This is a genomic window from Ruegeria sp. G7 (genome assembly GCF_056535465.1).
In genome coordinates, this window is record NZ_JBQFIL010000001.1 from 278302 (window position 1) to 294290 (window position 15989).

At 61.5% G+C, this 15989-nt stretch carries 15 protein-coding genes; 3 read left to right on the forward strand and 12 right to left on the reverse strand.

The window, feature by feature from the left end; genetic code table 11:
• Positions 1 to 13 precede the first annotated feature (13 nt).
• The 6 genes from ACR3EN_RS01390 to ACR3EN_RS01415 all read right to left on the reverse strand — a co-directional run bounded on the left by ACR3EN_RS01390 (position 14) and on the right by ACR3EN_RS01415 (position 8896).
• Complete coding sequence (locus ACR3EN_RS01390) at positions 14 to 1204, reverse strand: pyridoxal-phosphate-dependent aminotransferase family protein (protein WP_480819414.1); 1191 nt, start codon at positions 1202 to 1204, stop codon at positions 14 to 16.
• Between the two features lie 51 nt (positions 1205 to 1255).
• Positions 1256 to 1888 (reverse strand): bifunctional 4-hydroxy-2-oxoglutarate aldolase/2-dehydro-3-deoxy-phosphogluconate aldolase, encoded by a 633-nt coding sequence (locus tag ACR3EN_RS01395; protein ID WP_480819413.1) that lies wholly within the window; start codon positions 1886 to 1888, stop codon positions 1256 to 1258.
• Between the two features lie 5 nt (positions 1889 to 1893).
• Positions 1894 to 3699 carry a phosphogluconate dehydratase gene (edd, locus tag ACR3EN_RS01400; protein ID WP_480819412.1) on the reverse strand — a complete coding sequence of 602 codons (1806 nt, stop codon included), beginning with the start codon at positions 3697 to 3699 and terminating at the stop codon, positions 1894 to 1896.
• Between the two features lie 2 nt (positions 3700 to 3701).
• Positions 3702 to 5147 (reverse strand): glucose-6-phosphate dehydrogenase, encoded by a 1446-nt coding sequence (gene zwf, locus ACR3EN_RS01405; protein WP_480819411.1) that lies wholly within the window; start codon positions 5145 to 5147, stop codon positions 3702 to 3704.
• Positions 5148 to 5368: 221 nt separating this feature from the next.
• A complete protein-coding gene (ptsP, locus tag ACR3EN_RS01410) occupies positions 5369 to 7612 on the reverse strand; it encodes a phosphoenolpyruvate--protein phosphotransferase (protein ID WP_480819410.1) in 2244 nt (747 codons plus the stop codon).
• 45 nt (positions 7613 to 7657) lie between these two features.
• Positions 7658 to 8896: an aspartate kinase gene (locus tag ACR3EN_RS01415; protein ID WP_480819409.1), complete on the reverse strand. Its 1239-nt coding sequence runs from the start codon at positions 8894 to 8896 to the stop codon at positions 7658 to 7660.
• Between the two features lie 165 nt (positions 8897 to 9061).
• Here ACR3EN_RS01415 and ACR3EN_RS01420 point away from each other — a divergent pair, with 165 nt between their 5' ends.
• Positions 9062 to 9418, forward strand: coding sequence for a hypothetical protein (locus ACR3EN_RS01420; protein WP_480819408.1), 357 nt, complete (start codon positions 9062 to 9064; stop codon positions 9416 to 9418).
• On the opposite strand, the gene ACR3EN_RS01425 is transcribed toward ACR3EN_RS01420, so the two are convergent.
• The 5 genes from ACR3EN_RS01425 to ACR3EN_RS01445 form a co-directional block, all read right to left on the reverse strand.
• On the reverse strand, positions 9412 to 10050 hold the full coding sequence (locus tag ACR3EN_RS01425; protein ID WP_480819407.1) for an SDR family NAD(P)-dependent oxidoreductase: 639 nt from the start codon (positions 10048 to 10050) through the stop codon (positions 9412 to 9414). The two genes, ACR3EN_RS01420 and ACR3EN_RS01425, sit on opposite strands and share 7 nt — an antisense overlap.
• 3 nt (positions 10051 to 10053) lie before the next feature.
• On the reverse strand, positions 10054 to 10509 hold the full coding sequence (locus tag ACR3EN_RS01430) for a DUF1178 family protein (protein ID WP_480819406.1): 456 nt from the start codon (positions 10507 to 10509) through the stop codon (positions 10054 to 10056).
• Positions 10510 to 10580: 71 nt separating this feature from the next.
• Entirely contained in the window at positions 10581 to 11051 is a 471-nt protein-coding gene (locus ACR3EN_RS01435; protein WP_480819405.1) for an NUDIX hydrolase, read from the reverse strand.
• A 112-nt stretch (positions 11052 to 11163) separates the two neighbouring features.
• Positions 11164 to 11913, reverse strand: coding sequence for an EcsC family protein (locus ACR3EN_RS01440; protein WP_480819404.1), 750 nt, complete (start codon positions 11911 to 11913; stop codon positions 11164 to 11166).
• Positions 11914 to 11967: 54 nt separating this feature from the next.
• The gene (locus ACR3EN_RS01445; protein WP_480819403.1) at positions 11968 to 12462 is read right to left on the reverse strand and encodes a GNAT family N-acetyltransferase; all 495 of its coding nucleotides are present in this window, start codon (positions 12460 to 12462) and stop codon (positions 11968 to 11970) included.
• A 72-nt stretch (positions 12463 to 12534) separates the two neighbouring features.
• Here ACR3EN_RS01445 and ACR3EN_RS01450 point away from each other — a divergent pair, with 72 nt between their 5' ends.
• The gene (locus ACR3EN_RS01450; RefSeq protein ID WP_480819402.1) at positions 12535 to 13140 is read left to right on the forward strand and encodes a flavin reductase family protein; all 606 of its coding nucleotides are present in this window, start codon (positions 12535 to 12537) and stop codon (positions 13138 to 13140) included.
• 137 nt (positions 13141 to 13277) lie between these two features.
• On the opposite strand, the gene ACR3EN_RS01455 is transcribed toward ACR3EN_RS01450, so the two are convergent.
• Positions 13278 to 14912 (reverse strand): SulP family inorganic anion transporter, encoded by a 1635-nt coding sequence (locus ACR3EN_RS01455; protein ID WP_480819401.1) that lies wholly within the window; start codon positions 14910 to 14912, stop codon positions 13278 to 13280.
• Positions 14913 to 15115: 203 nt separating this feature from the next.
• On the opposite strand from ACR3EN_RS01455, the gene ACR3EN_RS01460 reads away from it, so the two are divergent.
• The gene (locus ACR3EN_RS01460) at positions 15116 to 15988 is read left to right on the forward strand and encodes an S-methyl-5'-thioadenosine phosphorylase (protein WP_480870253.1); all 873 of its coding nucleotides are present in this window, start codon (positions 15116 to 15118) and stop codon (positions 15986 to 15988) included.
• Position 15989 lies beyond the last annotated feature (1 nt).

Sequence of the window (15989 nt, forward strand, 5' to 3'; positions counted from 1 at the left end):
AGGCGGATCGGTGTTAGCTGGCGAGTGTCGCGGCGGCGGCTTCGAGCGCGCCTGAGCCGCGTGGGATGTCGAGCGCGGCCATAGCGGTTTCCATGCTGCCCAGCATCGCCATGACCATCTGTGCATTGACGTGGCCCATATGGCCAAGGCGGAAGCAGCCGTCCCAATCCTCCATACCCAGTCCAATGCCGAGTGTCAGACCAAGTTGGGTTTCGGTGAATTTGCGCAATGGTGTGCCGCGCCCGTCGGTCAGGCGCAAGGCCGTCACGGCGTGACTGCGATAGGCGCGGTCAGGCACGTTCATCTCAAGCGCGCCGCCTTGGGCCCAGGTCTCGCAGGCGGCCCAGATAGCATGGGCGAGACGTTCGTGGCGGGCCCAGACATGCTCGATCCCTTCAGCGTGGATCAGGTCGAGCGCGGCGCGCAGGCCGTAGAGATGGTGCGTCGGCGCGGTGCCGTTGAAGTGCTGGTAGAAAAGCTCGGGGTTGGCGCGTGGTTCCCAGTCCCAATACCTCGAGACGCGTGGCATAGCGGCCCGTTTGGCTTGTGCCTTTTCGTTGAAGAAGACGAAACCGGTGCCTGCGGGTGTCATCAAGCCCTTTTGGCAGGCGGTTACGGTGACATCGACCCCCCAGGCGTCCATCTCGAACCGGTCGCAGCCCAGCGAGGCGATGCAGTCGGCCATCAGAAGCGCGGGATGCTGCAGGTCGTCCAGCAAGGCGCGCAGTGCGGGGATGTCGTTTCGGATTGAGCTGGATGTATCGACGTGGACCGCCAGAACCGCTTTGATCTTATGGTCTGTGTCGGCCCGCAACGCATCCTCGATCCGGTTGAAATCCCACGGCGACGCGGTGCCAAAGTCGATCAGCTGCGCCTCAGCCCCGATCCCTTCGGCCATTTCCGCCCAGCCATTGGTAAAACGCCCCGAAGCCGGGGCCAGCACGGTCTCTCCGGGGGCGATGACGTTGGACAACGCGGCTTCCCATGTACCGTGACCGTTGGCGATGTAGATCGCGACACTGTGCTGCGTGCGGGCGACGCGGCGCAGGTCTTCCAGCAGCGCAGGCATCATCTCGACCAAAGCGCCCTCATAAATATTGGGCGAGGCGCGATGCATCGCCTGCAACACCGCGTCGGGCATGACCGAGGGGCCGGGAATGGCCAGATACTCACGCCCATGCGCGAGAGAGATATGGTTTGTCATGGGGGCAACCTGTTTGAATTGAGGCTTACCCTAGCGCGTCGCCCTGTGGCGTCAATCCATCAGGCTGGCGGCCTCGCGCGCAAGTGTTTCGATCCCGGCCCAGTCGCCGTTTTGGACCATCTGTTTCGGAGCGACCCAGCTACCACCCGCGCAAATCACGTTGGACAACGATAGGTAATCGAGGGCATTGGACGGTGAGACGCCTCCGGTCGGGCAGAAGGTGATCTGCGGCAGGGGCGCGCCGATGGCTTTCAGGGCCGGTGCACCGCCTGAGGCCTCGGCGGGGAAGAACTTCAGCATGTCATAGCCATTTTCCAGCAGGGCCATGGCCTCGGTCGCGGTGGCAGCACCGGGTAGCAGCGGCAGGTCTTCGGCCTCGCACGCCGCAATCAGCGCGTCGGTTGCCCCGGGCGAGACGCCGAATTGCGCGCCAGCCTCCTTTGCCGCGCGCACGTCTTCGGGCGTGACCAACGTGCCTGCGCCGACGACACCGCCGGAGACGTCCGCCATGGCCCGAATGACGTCCAGCGCGGCGGGGGTGCGCAGGGTGACTTCGAGGGCGGGGAGGCCCCCGGCAACCAGCGCTTGGGCCAGCGGACGAGCATGGGCGACGTCATCGACGACCAGTACCGGGATGATGGGGGCCAGTGCGCAAATCTCGCGCGTGCGTTGGGTCTTGGACATGAGGTTCAGACTCCGAAAATGCTGGCACCGGTGTCGGCGGAACCGACGTTCTGGCGGAACGCACCGAAGAGGTCGCGCCCGACGCCGTGCTGGTTCGCGGTCAGGTCGGCGGTGGCTGGCACCCGGTCGAGGACGCCGGGGGTGAGGATTTCCAGTTCTCCCTTCACAGCATCCACGCGCAGGAGGTCGCCGTCTTGCAGATAGGCGATTGGACCCTGATCCAGTGCCTCGGGACAGACATGGATGGCGGCGGGGACCTTCCCCGACGCGCCGGACATGCGGCCATCGGTGACGAGCGCGACCTTGTGCCCTCGGCCCTGCAGGATCGACAGCATTGGGGTCAGCGAGTGCAGTTCCGGCATGCCGTTGGCCTTGGGGCCCTGAAAGCGGACGACGACGATGGTGTCGCCGGTGAATTCCCCTGCTTTGAAGGCGTCTTTGACGGCGTTCTGGTCGTGGAAGACCCGCACGGCGGCTTCGACCACCTGATGTTCGGGTGCGACGGCTGAGACTTTCATGACGCCGGTACCCAGATTGCCGGTCAGGCGCGAGAGGCCTCCGGTGGGCTGGAACGGATCATTGGCGGGGCGGACGATCTTTTCGTTCAGGCTGTGGCCCGCGCCGTCTTCCCAGACCAGTTCGCCGTCTTTCAGCTTGGGTTCCTTGGTGTAATTGTGCAGGCCCTGCCCGGCGACGGTCAGGGTGTCGGGGTGCAACAGCCCTTCGTTGAGCAGCGTGCCGATCGTAAAGCCCAAGCCCCCTGCGGCGTGGAAATGGTTCACGTCGGCGAGACCGTTCGGATAGACCCGCGCGACCAGAGGGACGACGGCGGAGATATCGGAAAAATCCTCCCAATCCAACACGATACCCCCTGCGCGCGCCATGGCGATCAGGTGGATCAGCAGGTTGGTAGAGCCCCCGGTGGCCATGAGGCCGACGATGCCGTTGATGAAAGCGCGTTCGTCGAGGATCTGGCAAACCGGGGTGTAGTGATTGCCCAGCGCGCTCAGCGACAGCGCCCGGCGGGCGCCTTCCTCGGTCAATGCATCGCGCAGGGGCGTGTTTGGGTTGACGAAGCTGGAGCCCGGCAGGTGCAGGCCCATGAACTCCATCAGCATCTGGTTCGTATTGGCGGTGCCGTAGAAGGTGCAGGTGCCGGGGCCGTGATAGGCGGCCATTTCGGCCTTCATCAGGGCGTCGCGGCCCACCTCTCCGGCGGCGAATTGCTGACGGACCTTGGCCTTTTCGTCGTTTGGCAGGCCGCTGGTCATCGGACCGGCGGGCAGGAACACCGCGGGCAGATGGCCAAAGGCCTGCGCGCCGATGATCAGACCGGGCACGATCTTGTCGCAGACGCCGAGGAACACGGCCGCGTCATAGGTGTTGTGGCTGAGCGCCACGCCAGTGGCCAGCGCGATCACATCGCGGGAAAACAGGGACAGTTCCATCCCCGCCTCGCCCTGCGTGACGCCGTCGCACATGGCGGGCACGCCCCCTGCGACCTGCGCCGTGCCACCCGCCGCACGAATCGCATCTCGGATCAGGGCGGGGTAGCGTTCGAACGGCTGGTGGGCCGAGAGCATGTCGTTATAGGCGGTGACGATGCCCAGATTGCCTGCCGTGCCCGTGGCCATGGACTGCTGATCCTCGCCAGCGCCAGCATAGGCATGGGCCTGACCGCTGCAGGACAGATGCGCGCGGGCGGGGCCTTTGGACTTGGCCTGCTCCATCCGCTCAAGATGCGGGCCGCGCAGATCGGCGCTGCGGTCGATGATGCGTTTGGTGACGTCAGATATTACTGTATTGACCATGATTAACCTCCGATCTGCCGCCAACGGCGGCCATCGCGATGCATCAGCATCAATGCTTCTTCGGGTCCCGAACTTCCTTGGTCGTATTTCGCGGGCTTGTCGCCGCGTTCCTCCCACCCATGAATGATGGGATCGACCCAGGCCCATGCGGCCTCGGCCTCATCCCCGCGCATGAACAGCGTCTGATCGCCCCGGATCACATCCATGATCAGGCGCTCATAGGCGTCCGGAGACTTCGAGTCGTCACCCAGCGCGTCCGCAAAGCTCATGTCCAACGCCACGTCGGACAGGCGGAAACCACCCTGCCCCGGTTCTTTGATGGTGGTGCGCAGGGTGATGCCCTCGTCCGGTTGCAGGCGGATCACCAGCACGTTGCCGTGCAGAGGGCCCACATTCGGGAAAATCGTATGTGGCGGATCGCGGAAGAACACCGCAATTTCGGATTCGCGTGCCCGCAGGCGTTTGCCGGTGCGCAAATAGAACGGTACGCCCGCCCAGCGCCAGTTACCGATATGCGCCTTCAGCGCAATGAAGCTTTCGGTCCGACTTGCCGGGTTTCCGACGTGATCCAGATAACCGTCGCCGCCCTGATCCGTTCGGTACTGACCGCGCGCGATATCCTTGGGCTCGACCGGCTCCAGCGCCTCGATCACCTTAACCTTCTCATCGCGCACCGCGTTGGGCGCGAATTTCGAGGGCGGCTCCATCGCGGTCAGGCAGAGCAGTTGCACCAGATGGTTCTGGATCATGTCCCGCATCGCGCCGGATTGATCGTAGTAGGCCCCGCGCCCTTCAACGCCGACGGTCTCGGCGACGGTGATCTGAACGTGATCCACATGGGTCGCGTTCCAAAGCGGTTCGAACAGGGAATTGGCAAAGCGCAGCGCCATCAGGTTCTGTACGGTTTCCTTGCCCAGATAATGGTCGATCCGGTAAATCTGATGCTCTTCGAAACAGGCGCGCAGCCCTTCGTTCAGCGCTTTGGCCGACGCAAGATCGTGCCCGAAGGGTTTTTCAACCACGATGCGGCTGTCTGGCGTGGCAAGCCCATTGTCATTCAGGCCCTGAGCGATGCCCGAAAACAGGCTGGGCCCGACCGAGAGGTAAAAGGCCCGCACCACATCGGGACGCAGCAGCGCGGTCAGGTCGGACCAGCCCGCCTCTCCCAGAGCATCCACCGGCACATACTCCACTTGGCGCAGGAACCGATCCAACGTCTCCTTCTGGAACTGCGGCGCAAACTTCTGCATCGAGGCGCGCAACACGTCGCGGAATGCGTCACTGTCCATATCCGAGCGCGCGGTGCCGATAATCCGCGCATCCTCGGGCATCTGGCCCACTTCGAAGCGGTGATACAGCCCCGGCAAAATCTTCCGCTGCGCCAGATCGCCGGTCGCGCCGAACAGCACGAGGTCGAACGGATCCACCGGAATAACGCGTGAGACCATGGTGAGGCTCCTTTTCGGGGTTCACCGCCTGTTTAGCAGCGGGCTGCCCGAATATGTATGGGTGAAGCGTTGCTTTTCTCTGTTAACGCTAACATTCATCGGTTGGATAAGTAACCCAAGGGCAAAAATCAAGCCCGGATTTGTCTGCAGCGCCGAAACCAGTGCTGTGGTTTGGTCAGAAGAACCCTACCTGAAACTTACACAGTATCAGTCAGCGCAGGTCAGGACTGTGTGCGCAGCCAATCCATCACCGCCGGGCGCACCGATTGTTCACCCCGATGGCGCGCGTCGGCGATGATCTTGCGCACATCCTGCAGGTTGGACCGCAGCAGCAGGCTTTTGACCGGCCCGATCGAGGCCGGGCGCATCGACAGGGTGCGAATACCCATGGCGGCCAGACACAGCGCCTCGACCGGGCGGCCCGCATCTTCGCCGCAAAAGCTGAGCGGGGTGTCCGAAATCTGGCACCGCTCGACAATGCGTTCGATGAAGCTGAGAAAGCTGACATTCAGCGTGTCATAGCGGCGGCGCACCAGTTCGTTTTCGCGGTCGGCCGCAAAGAAGAACTGTTTCAGATCATTGCCGCCGATCGAGATAAACCCGACCTCGTCAAAGAATTTCTGCGGTGCAAAACCCAGCGACGGGGTTTCCAGCATCGCGCCAACCTCGAGCGTTTCGGGCAGGACATGGCCCAGCCGCCGTTCGCGCTCGATGGTTTTCTTGACCTCCCAGCGGGCCTCGCGGAACTCATCAGCCTGCGCCACAAAGGGGAACATCACCGTCAGCGGGCGGCCATTGGCGGCGCGGATCAGCGCCTGCAGCTGCATCCGCATCACACCACGCTTGTCCAGACCAACCCGGATGGCACGCCAGCCCAGCGCCGGGTTCGGCTCGGCCACATGCTTCATATAGGGCAGCACCTTGTCGGACCCGATGTCCAGCGTGCGGAACACCACCCGCTTGTCACCTGCCGCGTCCAGTACGCGCTGATATTGCGTCACAAGTTCCGACCGTTTGGGCATCTGGTTGCGGATCAGGAACTGCAGCTCGGTCCGGAACAGGCCCACACCTTCGGCGCCTGAATTGCCCAGCGAGGGCAGATCGGCCATCAGGCCAGCATTCATCACAAGGCTGATCCGTTCCCCGTCGCGGGTAACGGTGGGGGTTTCGCGGATCGAGGCATAGCGTTCCTGCGCCTTGGCCTGCATGGCGACCTTGTCGCGGAAAGCGCTGACCACGGTGTCCTCAGGGCGCAGATGGACCACGCCGTTGTCACCATCGACAAGGATATGATCGCCGTTCAGCGCCTCGGTCGTGATCCGGCCCACATGCACCACCAGCGGGATCGCCAGCGCGCGGGCGACGATGGTGGCATGACTGCCGACCGACCCCTCTTCCAGCACGATACCCTTGAGCGCGCGACCATATTCCAGAAGGTCTCCGGGTCCGATATTGCGGGCGATCAGGATCGGATCGGGCGGCAGGTCGGCCCCGTTGGTGTTGCCCTGCCCCGTCAGGATACGCAACAGACGGTTGCTGAGATCATCCAGATCGGCCAGCCGTTCGCGCAAATAGGGGTCGGTCACCTGACCCATGCGGGCGCGGGCTTGCGATTGTTCTTTCTCGACCGCCGCCTCGGCGCTGAGGCCGAGCGCGATGTCTTCCTCCATCCGGCGCATCCAGCCCTTGGAATTGGCAAACATGCGATACGCTTCGAGCACCTGAAGTTGCTCGGTATCGCCTCCCTGCGAAATCTCAAGCATCTTGTCGACACCGACGCGCAGTTCTTCGACCGCCTCGGTCAGCCGTTCGCGTTCGCGGTGCGGATCGTCGGCGATGGGGTTCGTGACGACCACGCGGGGTTCGTGCAGCCAGACATGACCCTCGGCCGAGCCCTCCTGCGCCGGGCCGCCGGTCAGCTGGACCGATTGCTGGTGCAGCGGCGACAGGGCCGCGCCCTCGCCCACGAAAGCACCCAGCTCAGCCATCTCGGCCAGCACCATGGCGACCACTTCCAGTGCATAGACCTCATCCGCCGAAAACTCGCGCGCGTCGCGGGATTGCACGACCAGAACGCCAAGCTTTTCGCCAAGACGCTGTACCGGGACACCCAGAAAGGAGGAAAACCGTTCCTCGCCCGTCTCGGGCATATAGCGGAAGCCCTTGGCCGAGGGCGCGTCAGCAGCGTTCACCACCTTACCGGACTTGGCCACGCGGCCCACCAGCCCCTCGCCCATGCGCATCCGTGTCTTGTGCACCGCCTCGGGCGACAAACCTTCCGTCGCGCAGAGTTCCAGAGTGTCCTCATCGCGGAACAGATAGATCGAGCAAACCTCGGCCCGTATGCTGTCAGCAATCAATTGCGTGATCCGGTCAAGACGCTCCTGACCGGCGGCCTCGCTGGCCATCTCTTCGCGCAACCGACCCAGCAGCTTGCGGGATTCTGTTTCCGTTCCGTCCGCCATGGCCCAACCGTCTTAGGGTATCAGGCGTGACCTTGGCCGATCAGCTCAGGCCGCCTTGTCCAGTTCAAAGGCATCATGCAGCGCCTGAACCGCAAGTTCCATGTATTTCCTGTCGATCAACACGGAAATTTTGATCTCGGAGGTTGTGATGACTTTGATGTTGATCCCCTCGTCCGAGAGGATTTTGAACATCTTGGCCGCAACACCGGACTGCGAACGCATGCCGATGCCCACAACCGACACCTTGCAGACATCCTCATCCGCGACCAGTTCGGCATAGTTCAACTCACCCTGTTCCTTGATCGCCAGCAGCGCCTTTTCGGCGCGGGTCACCTGATTGGTGGGACAGGAAAAGGTCATATCGGTGCGACCTTCATCCGAGATGTTCTGGATGATCATGTCCACATTCACACCCTCATCGCTGAGCGCGGTGAAGATGGTTGAAGCGATACCGGGGCGGTCGGCGACCGAGACCACGGTCATCTTGGCCTCATCCCGCGAATAGGCGACGCCCGAGACTACATTCGATTCCATGATTTCCTCCTCGTCGACGACCAGCGTGCCGGCCTCGTCGGATTGTTCTTCAAAGCTTGAGAGAACACGCAGTTTCACCTTGTAGCGCATCGCCAGCTCGACCGAGCGGGTTTGCAGCACCTTGGCCCCCAGCGAGGCCAGTTCGAGCATTTCCTCGAACGAGATCTTGTCCAGCTTGCGCGCCTTTTCACAGATGCGCGGGTCGGTGGTATAGACGCCGTCCACATCCGTATAGATGTCGCAACGCTCAGCCTCGAACGCTGCGGCAAAAGCCACGGCGGTGGTGTCCGAGCCGCCCCGGCCCAGCGTGGTGATGCGTCCCTCGGGGCTGATACCCTGAAAGCCCGCGACAACCGCGACACGCATCCCTTCGCCGAATTTCTGGGTGATATTTTCGGGCGGGATTTCTTCGATCCGCGCCGCCGAATGCGCGCCATTGGTGATCAGCGGCACCTGCCAGCCCTGCCAGCTGCGGGCCGGGATATCCATTTCCTGCAGGGTCAGCGCCATCAGACCGGCGGTGACATTCTCACCTGACGACACCACCGCATCATATTCGCGCGCGTCATAAAGCGGCGAGATTTCGTCGACCCAGCCCACCAGTTCGTTGGTCTTTCCGGACATGGCCGACACGATGACGATGACGTCATAGCCTTTGGCAACCTCGACCCCCACGCGCTTGGCAGCGCGGCGGATACGGTCCAGATTGGCGACCGAAGTGCCGCCGAATTTCATCACGAGTACGGGCATGGGGGCAAAAGTCTCCGCGCCTTGGATTTCCGATCCCGAGCGTCTTATGCGAGGGGGGGCGTAAGGGCAAGGGCGCAAAGAAGTTTCGCCTGCGACGCGGGGCCGCTTTACATTGCACCGCCCGGGTGTCAGCCTGCGCACAACCATTCGCCCAAGAGGATTTCCATGTATCGTTTCGCCGCTGCACTGACCCTGATCTCAACCGCTGCCCACGCGCAGGTCGCGACCCTGTCGGGTACTGACGGCCAGAACGCGCTGGGAACCGTACCCTGCGCGGCACATGCGGGCGAAACGCTGGAAAGCTGCCCTGCTGAATTGCGCAAGCGCGAAGACGGTACAATCACCCTGGCCGTGCAGCTGAAAACCGGAGAAGTGCGCCGGATTTACTTCGCTGACGGCGTGCCCGAGTCGAGCAGTTCCCCGTCGAAGGTGACTTATGAAACACGGGGCGATCTGATGATCATCTTCGTCGACCCCGGCGAGGTTTATGAAATCCCGCAGGCCGCGTTGAACACTCAGTAAGGATGCGGTCGACCGTCCCAGGTCTCGAAACATCCCGTGGTCTCAAGTGACAGGGCATCGAAGCGTGTGATCAGGCCGTCCGCCGCATGCGCTACGGACAGGTCCGCTGCCGCACCACCCATATCGGTCCGCACCCAGCCGGGGTGGTAGATGCCCACTGCGATCCCGTCACCGCGCAAGTCCATCGCCAGATTGCGGCCCAGATTCAACACAGCAGCTTTTGAGGCGCGATAGATATAGCTGCCACCCGGCGCGCGGGTATGAGAGGCCATCTGAGACGACAGAATGACAACACGCCCCTGCGCTGCGCGCAGATTTGGCAGCAGCGACTGAACCGTAAGAAACACTCCGGTCACATTGACCGCAAAGGTTTGTGCCCACATCTCAGCCGGATATCCGTCCAAACTTTGGCCTTTGTCCAGATACACACCCGCATTGCAGACCAGCAGGTCAACGGGACGATCCTTGAGGCGCCCGGCCATCGCTCTTTGCTGCTGCGGGTCGGCGACATCTAGTATAACATCTGCGCTGCCGTCACGCGCGGTTCCAGTAACGGCGTGGCCCGTTTCACGATAGCGATCTGCAAGGGCCTTGCCGATCCCGCGGCCCGCGCCTGTGATCACGACATGCATGCTTCAGTTCGTCTTGCGGGATGGAACAAAAGGCAGCGGCGCCACCGGCACACCATCTTCAACCAGCGCACGGGCTTCCTCGGGCTTTGCTTCGCCATAGATCGCGCGTTCTGGTGCATCGCCCAAGTGAATTTTTCGGGCCTCGCTGGCGAAATCCCGACCGACATAGTCCGAGTTCTCCTCGACCTTGCGCCGCAGTTCGGAAAGTACTTTCTCGATCTCGGGCGAGGACGTGGCCATGGCAACCCGATCGGGCGCAGCCGATGTCGTAGTCGCATCAGATGCCGCACGACCTGCAGGCTGCACTCTTGGCGTCATAACGGCCTTTTCGACCTTGTCGCACCCGCAGACTGCGCAATTGATCATGCCAGCAGCCAAAAGCTTGTCAAAAGCGGCCGCAGATTGAAACCAGCTATCAAAGCTGTGGCCGTCGTGGCATTTCAAGGCGTATTGAATCATTGCAAGTCCAGCATTCGTTGGGCGAATAGATACCGACCAACATGGCAATATCAAGTCTTGATCTTGACGCACTAGTGCGTCAGGCGTCCGAATCCACGTAACAATGCCGCCAAGTCTGCGGACGCCACACGCTGCGCTGCCTTTTTGGGAGAGTACCACTTGCGCTTGCGTTCCCCCGCCTCTGGGAAAGTGGTGGCCAACCGTCGCACATGCAGCGGAAAAACGTCCACCACGCACACGGCGGACGGTTTGTTGGGACGTTTCTTGACATAGGCAAAGCGCCCCAGACTTTCTGTACCGCACACGCCCAGCGCACCTGCCTCTTCCCAGGCCTCACGGGCCGCCGTCTCAGACGCACTCAAACCGTTGATCAACCAGCCTTTCGGGATAATCCAGCGGCCTGCCTTGCGACTTGTGACCAGTAAGATCTTAGCTTGCCCCGCTTCGATGCGATAACATAGCGCCGCAGATTGCGCATAAACCGGCAAAGCCCCCGCAAGCGAGAGGTTTTCGGCCAAAAGCCCGCTATCAAGTTGATTCATGCGCCCGTCAAACACGCGTCATACTCACTGCTCGTCCCGCTTATGTTGCGGTTTATACAGCGAAAGTTACCATATCATGAAGGCTGTGCCAAGTTTTATGCACTTTCCCGGCTTAAGCTTTAAGGCGGCGCGTTAACTGTTGCTGAAGAAATTCAGGTGGCAGGTCCGCATCAATAGCCAAGCGGCGCAGACCGAAATGAACATGGGCGATCTGCTGGTAATATCTGGTGTAGATGAAATTCGTACCGCCTCCGGCCAAAGCCCCAAGAACCGGCACCGATTGCGCCGCCAGTTTCTGACCTAGCACCACCGAAAGGCGCGGTGCCACCATCGAAATCAAGCGCTGCATCGCGGATCCCGTCAGCGTCAGGCGCGTCGAGAAAAAGCCCAGATCAGCGCCGTCATCAGCCTCTAATGGTCCAGCAGCCGACAGAACACGGATCGAATCGAACTTCACGTTCTCTGCGGCTGGGTCAAATCCTTCGCGCGCAGCCGCACCCTGAATCGCACGCAGGATCATGGTTGTCGTCGCTGGCAACTCGACCAAGGCGGTTGAAACACCGCCAAAACCGCCAGCCGCCCCCATCGCGGTGGTCAAAGCCGTATTGACCCACATTTTCTGATCCGGAACCGCATGACGGGATCTATCCGCGGCGCGCACAGCAAGCCATAGCGCCTGTTCGGTCGCCTCGGTCAGCCCGTGCCGTACTGGCAAAGGCAACTGATCCAACAGGGACTCTGCCCCGTCACCCAGTTTGTTCAGCAAAGATACCCCGGCACCGCCAGCCGAAGCATGCAGCCCAGCCAAGCGATCCAGCTCGGCTTCAAGGTCGAGTTTCTCGACAAACACTACGTCCTGCATCCGAGCCCTCCTGTCCCAAAGACATCGGCACGTCCCGGTGCATTTTCAATAGCACTAACGGGTCCAACGCGTGACGGGCCCCTGAACACCGGCCCATGTCCCGGGTCTCAGTTCCAATCCCAGCACCCGATCAGGGTTTGTGGGCGGCGGCATCTCGATCTCCGAAAGCCGGGTGAAGCCAAACCGCGCGTAATACGGAGCATCTCCGACCAGCATGACGCGATCCCAACCCTTCGCGCAGCCGACCTCGACCCCTTGATGAATCAGGAACCCGCCCAGCCCTTCTCCTTGGTGCGTTGGATGAACCGCAACCGGGCCCAACAACAAGGCGTCGTGCTCGCCCACATGCACAGGCCAGAATCTTATCGCTCCTGCCAGAATGCCCTGCCCGTCGCGCGCCACCTGAGACAGCCCGGCCACCGGCGGCACATCATCGCGCAGCCGATAGGACGACAGCGCCTCTCGTCCGGGCGCAAAGCACAGGTCATAGAGCGCTTCGACCTCCCACCAGTCGTCTGGCTCTTCCGGCCTGATCCTGAATTGCTGCACGCGCGCCCTCTTTTACCTACTGGAATTCGCCCTAGCACTTCGGTACGCCTTGGGCAAACGCTTGGAGACCTTATGTTCTATCGCCCCGAAGACGGCCACGGCCTGCCGCACAACCCGTTCAACGCCATCATAACACCGCGACCGATCGGCTGGATCTCGACCCGGGACGCAGACGGGATCAACAATCTTGCCCCTTATTCGTTCTTCAACGGCGTTGCCTATACACCGCCCCAAGTGATGTTCGCCACGACCAGCACGAAACACGACCAGGACAACGGCAAGGACAGCATCGCAAATATCGAAGCGACCGGCGTATTCTGCGTCAACGTCGTGGCACATGCGCATCGCGACGCAATGAATGCCAGCTCGGCGGGCCTGCCGAAGCAGATTGACGAGTTCGTGCACGCAGGTCTGACGGCCATTGAATGCGAAACCATCCCTTGCTCGCGGGTGGCAGCGGCTCCTGCAGCGCTGGAATGCAAACTGACACAGATCGTGACCCTTCCGGGTGAAGCGAACCGCGTGGTGTTCGGCGAGGTCATCGGTGTACATCTGGATGATAATCACATCCGCGACGGCAAGTTTGACGTGACTTCTTTCAACCCGCTCTCGCGATTGGGGTATCGCGACTATGCGGTTATCAGCGAAGTGTTCTCGCTCGACCGTCCCGACGATTGACACGTGGTTCATGGGGGCTCTGCCCCCGCCGCCCGCCGGGCGCCTCCCCCGGGATATTTATAGCCAGATGAAGCAGGGATCCGTTCTTCATCTGGCCCCAAATATCCCGGAGCGCGAGGCAGAGCCTCGCAAAATCCTCAGTGGCCACCCAGAATACCGGTGCGGACCGAGTAATCCACGGCGAGTTCGTAATCCGGGTCGTCATCGCTGTCGACCATCAGGTGACCGGCCTTGTTCAGAAGCTTGTGGCAATCGCGGCTCAGATGCCGCAGCATAACGCGTTTGCCCGCTGCCTCATACTTTCCGGCGATATTCTCGATGGCCTGCAAGGCGGATTGGTCCACCACGCGGCTGGCTGCGAAGTCGATGATCACCGTCTCTGGATCGCTTGGAACATCAAACAACTCTACAAATCCTTCGGACGAGCCAAAGAACAGCGGGCCCTGAATTTCGTAGACCTTCGCCCCCTGTTCGGTCGCGGACTCACGAGTGACGGCATGGATACGTTTTGCGTTATTCCACGCATAGGCCAGCGCCGACACGATCACACCCACAACAACCGCCACGGCAAGGTCTTCCATGACCGTTACCACTGTCACAAGCACAATCACGAAAGCGTCCGTCAGGGGAACCTTGCGCAGGATGTTCAGCGAGTTCCAGGCAAATGTTCCGATGACCACCATGAACATAACACCAACCAGCGCAGCCAGTGGGATTTGCTCGATCAGCGGCGAGCCAACAAGAATGAAAAGCAGCAGGAAGAGCGCCGCAGCGATGCCCGCAATGCGCGTGCGTCCGCCCGATTTCACATTGATCATGGATTGCCCGATCATCGCGCAGCCGCCCATGCCGCCGAAGAAACCGGTCACCACATTTGCCGTGCCCTGCGCGATGCATTCCTGCGACGCGCCCCCGCGTTTGCCGGTAATCTCACCCACAAGGTTCAGCGTCAGCAGAGACTCGATCAACCCGATAGCGGCGAGAATCAGGGCATACGGCAATATGATTTCCAAGGTCTGCCAGTTCAACGGCACCATCGGGATGTGGAAGCTGGGCAACCCGCCTTCAATCGAGGCCAGATCACCGACGCGTGGGACGTCCAGCCCAATGCCAATCACAAGGGCCGCCACGACCACGATGCCCGCAAGAGGCGCTGGAATGATGCGTGTAATTCTGGGCATGACCCAGATCACCGCCATGGTCAGCGCCACAAGACCAAGCATCGTATAGAGCTGCATGCCCGAGAGCCACTCTCCACCCCCCATGCCGTGACCGGTGTTTTCCATGGTGCCGGGAACTTTGAACTGACCCAACTGGGCCAAAAAGATCACAATCGCCAAACCGTTCACGAACCCCAGCATCACCGGGTGCGGCACAAGACGAATGAAACGGCCCCAGTGCATTGCACCGGCAACGATCTGCATGATCCCCATCAGGACAACCGTAGCAAAAAGGTATTCGACCCCATGCTGGGCCACCAGCGCAACCATGACGACCGCCAATGCACCCGTCGCCCCCGAGATCATGCCCGGACGCCCCCCGATCAGCGCCGTGATCAGACCGACCAGAAAAGCGGCGTAGAGCCCGACCAAAGGATGCACCCCGGCGACAAAGGCAAACGCCACAGCTTCGGGCACAAGCGCCAGCGCGACGGTCAAACCGGACAGCAGCTCGATCCGCAGGCGCGAGAAGGTCAGGCCTTCGTCGGGGACCCAGCGCAGATCGGGTATGGCTAGGCGATTGGCAAAGCTTGCCAGCAAGGCTCGGGGCATTGGACGTCCTGTGGTCAGATATGTTCGCGCGAAAGGGGCCTTCTAGCGGTCAAACGTGGCGCGAGATACGGCGCCAGACGGGAACCTGTTATGCGCCAGGTGCATGGCTGGTGTTCGTGGCACACAAACCGTTGAAGCCACTTGTCAAAAACCGCCCCGACCCTCAGAACTCTTACAACAGTTATTTTCAGCGGAGAGCCAGCGTGACCCAAACAAAAATCGCCGTCATCGGAGGATCGGGCATTTATGACATCGACGGTCTGGAAAATGCCGAATGGGTCACAGTGGAAACGCCCTGGGGTGATCCGTCGGATCAGATCCTGACCGGATCGCTGGGCGGGGTCGAGATGGCCTTTTTGCCCCGCCACGGGCGCGGCCATGTGCATTCGCCGACCGAAGTACCCTATCGCGCCAATATCGATGCGCTGAAACGGCTGGGGGCGACGGATGTGATCTCGGTCTCGGCCTGCGGATCGTTTCGCGAGCATATGGCACCCGGTGATTTCGTGATCGTGGATCAGTTCATCGACCGGACCTTTGCGCGCGAGAAAAGTTTCTTTGGCACCGGCTGCGTGGCCCATGTCAGTGTCGCTCATCCGACCTGTCCGCGCCTGTCGGATGCCTGTGAGACTGCTGGCAAGGCAGCGGGCATCACCGTGCATCGCGGCGGCACTTATCTGGCGATGGAGGGACCGCAGTTTTCCTCGCTGGCGGAATCCAAAATGTACCGCGAACACTGGGGCTGTGATGTGATCGGCATGACCAACATGCCCGAGGCGACGCTCGCCCGCGAGGCCGAGCTTTGTTATGCCTCGATCGCCATGGTGACCGACTATGACAGTTGGCACCCGGATCATGGTGAGGTTGACGTGACCGCTATCATCGCCACCCTGACCGGCAATGCCGAGAAAGGCCGGACGCTGGTCAAGGGTTTGCCCGCACTGTTGGGGGCTGACCGCGCGCCCTGCCCGCATGGCTGTGACAGAGCGCTGGAATACGCCATCCTGACCGCCCCCGAGAAGCGCGATCCGGCGCTGTTGGTCAAGCTGGATGCGGTGGCCGGGCGGATACTCTGAG

Coding starts and splice junctions, on each gene's coding strand:
- ACR3EN_RS01390 (WP_480819414.1), bottom strand. CDS start 1,204: ATGACAAACCATATCTCTCTCGCGCATGGGCGTGAGTATCTGGCCATT.
- ACR3EN_RS01395 (WP_480819413.1), bottom strand. CDS start 1,888: ATGTCCAAGACCCAACGCACGCGCGAGATTTGCGCACTGGCCCCCATC.
- edd (WP_480819412.1), bottom strand. CDS start 3,699: ATGGTCAATACAGTAATATCTGACGTCACCAAACGCATCATCGACCGC.
- zwf (WP_480819411.1), bottom strand. CDS start 5,147: ATGGTCTCACGCGTTATTCCGGTGGATCCGTTCGACCTCGTGCTGTTC.
- ptsP (WP_480819410.1), bottom strand. CDS start 7,612: ATGGCGGACGGAACGGAAACAGAATCCCGCAAGCTGCTGGGTCGGTTG.
- ACR3EN_RS01415 (WP_480819409.1), bottom strand. CDS start 8,896: ATGCCCGTACTCGTGATGAAATTCGGCGGCACTTCGGTCGCCAATCTG.
- ACR3EN_RS01420 (WP_480819408.1), top strand. CDS start 9,062: ATGTATCGTTTCGCCGCTGCACTGACCCTGATCTCAACCGCTGCCCAC.
- ACR3EN_RS01425 (WP_480819407.1), bottom strand. CDS start 10,050: ATGCATGTCGTGATCACAGGCGCGGGCCGCGGGATCGGCAAGGCCCTT.
- ACR3EN_RS01430 (WP_480819406.1), bottom strand. CDS start 10,509: ATGATTCAATACGCCTTGAAATGCCACGACGGCCACAGCTTTGATAGC.
- ACR3EN_RS01435 (WP_480819405.1), bottom strand. CDS start 11,051: ATGAATCAACTTGATAGCGGGCTTTTGGCCGAAAACCTCTCGCTTGCG.
- ACR3EN_RS01440 (WP_480819404.1), bottom strand. CDS start 11,913: ATGCAGGACGTAGTGTTTGTCGAGAAACTCGACCTTGAAGCCGAGCTG.
- ACR3EN_RS01450 (WP_480819402.1), top strand. CDS start 12,535: ATGTTCTATCGCCCCGAAGACGGCCACGGCCTGCCGCACAACCCGTTC.
- ACR3EN_RS01455 (WP_480819401.1), bottom strand. CDS start 14,912: ATGCCCCGAGCCTTGCTGGCAAGCTTTGCCAATCGCCTAGCCATACCC.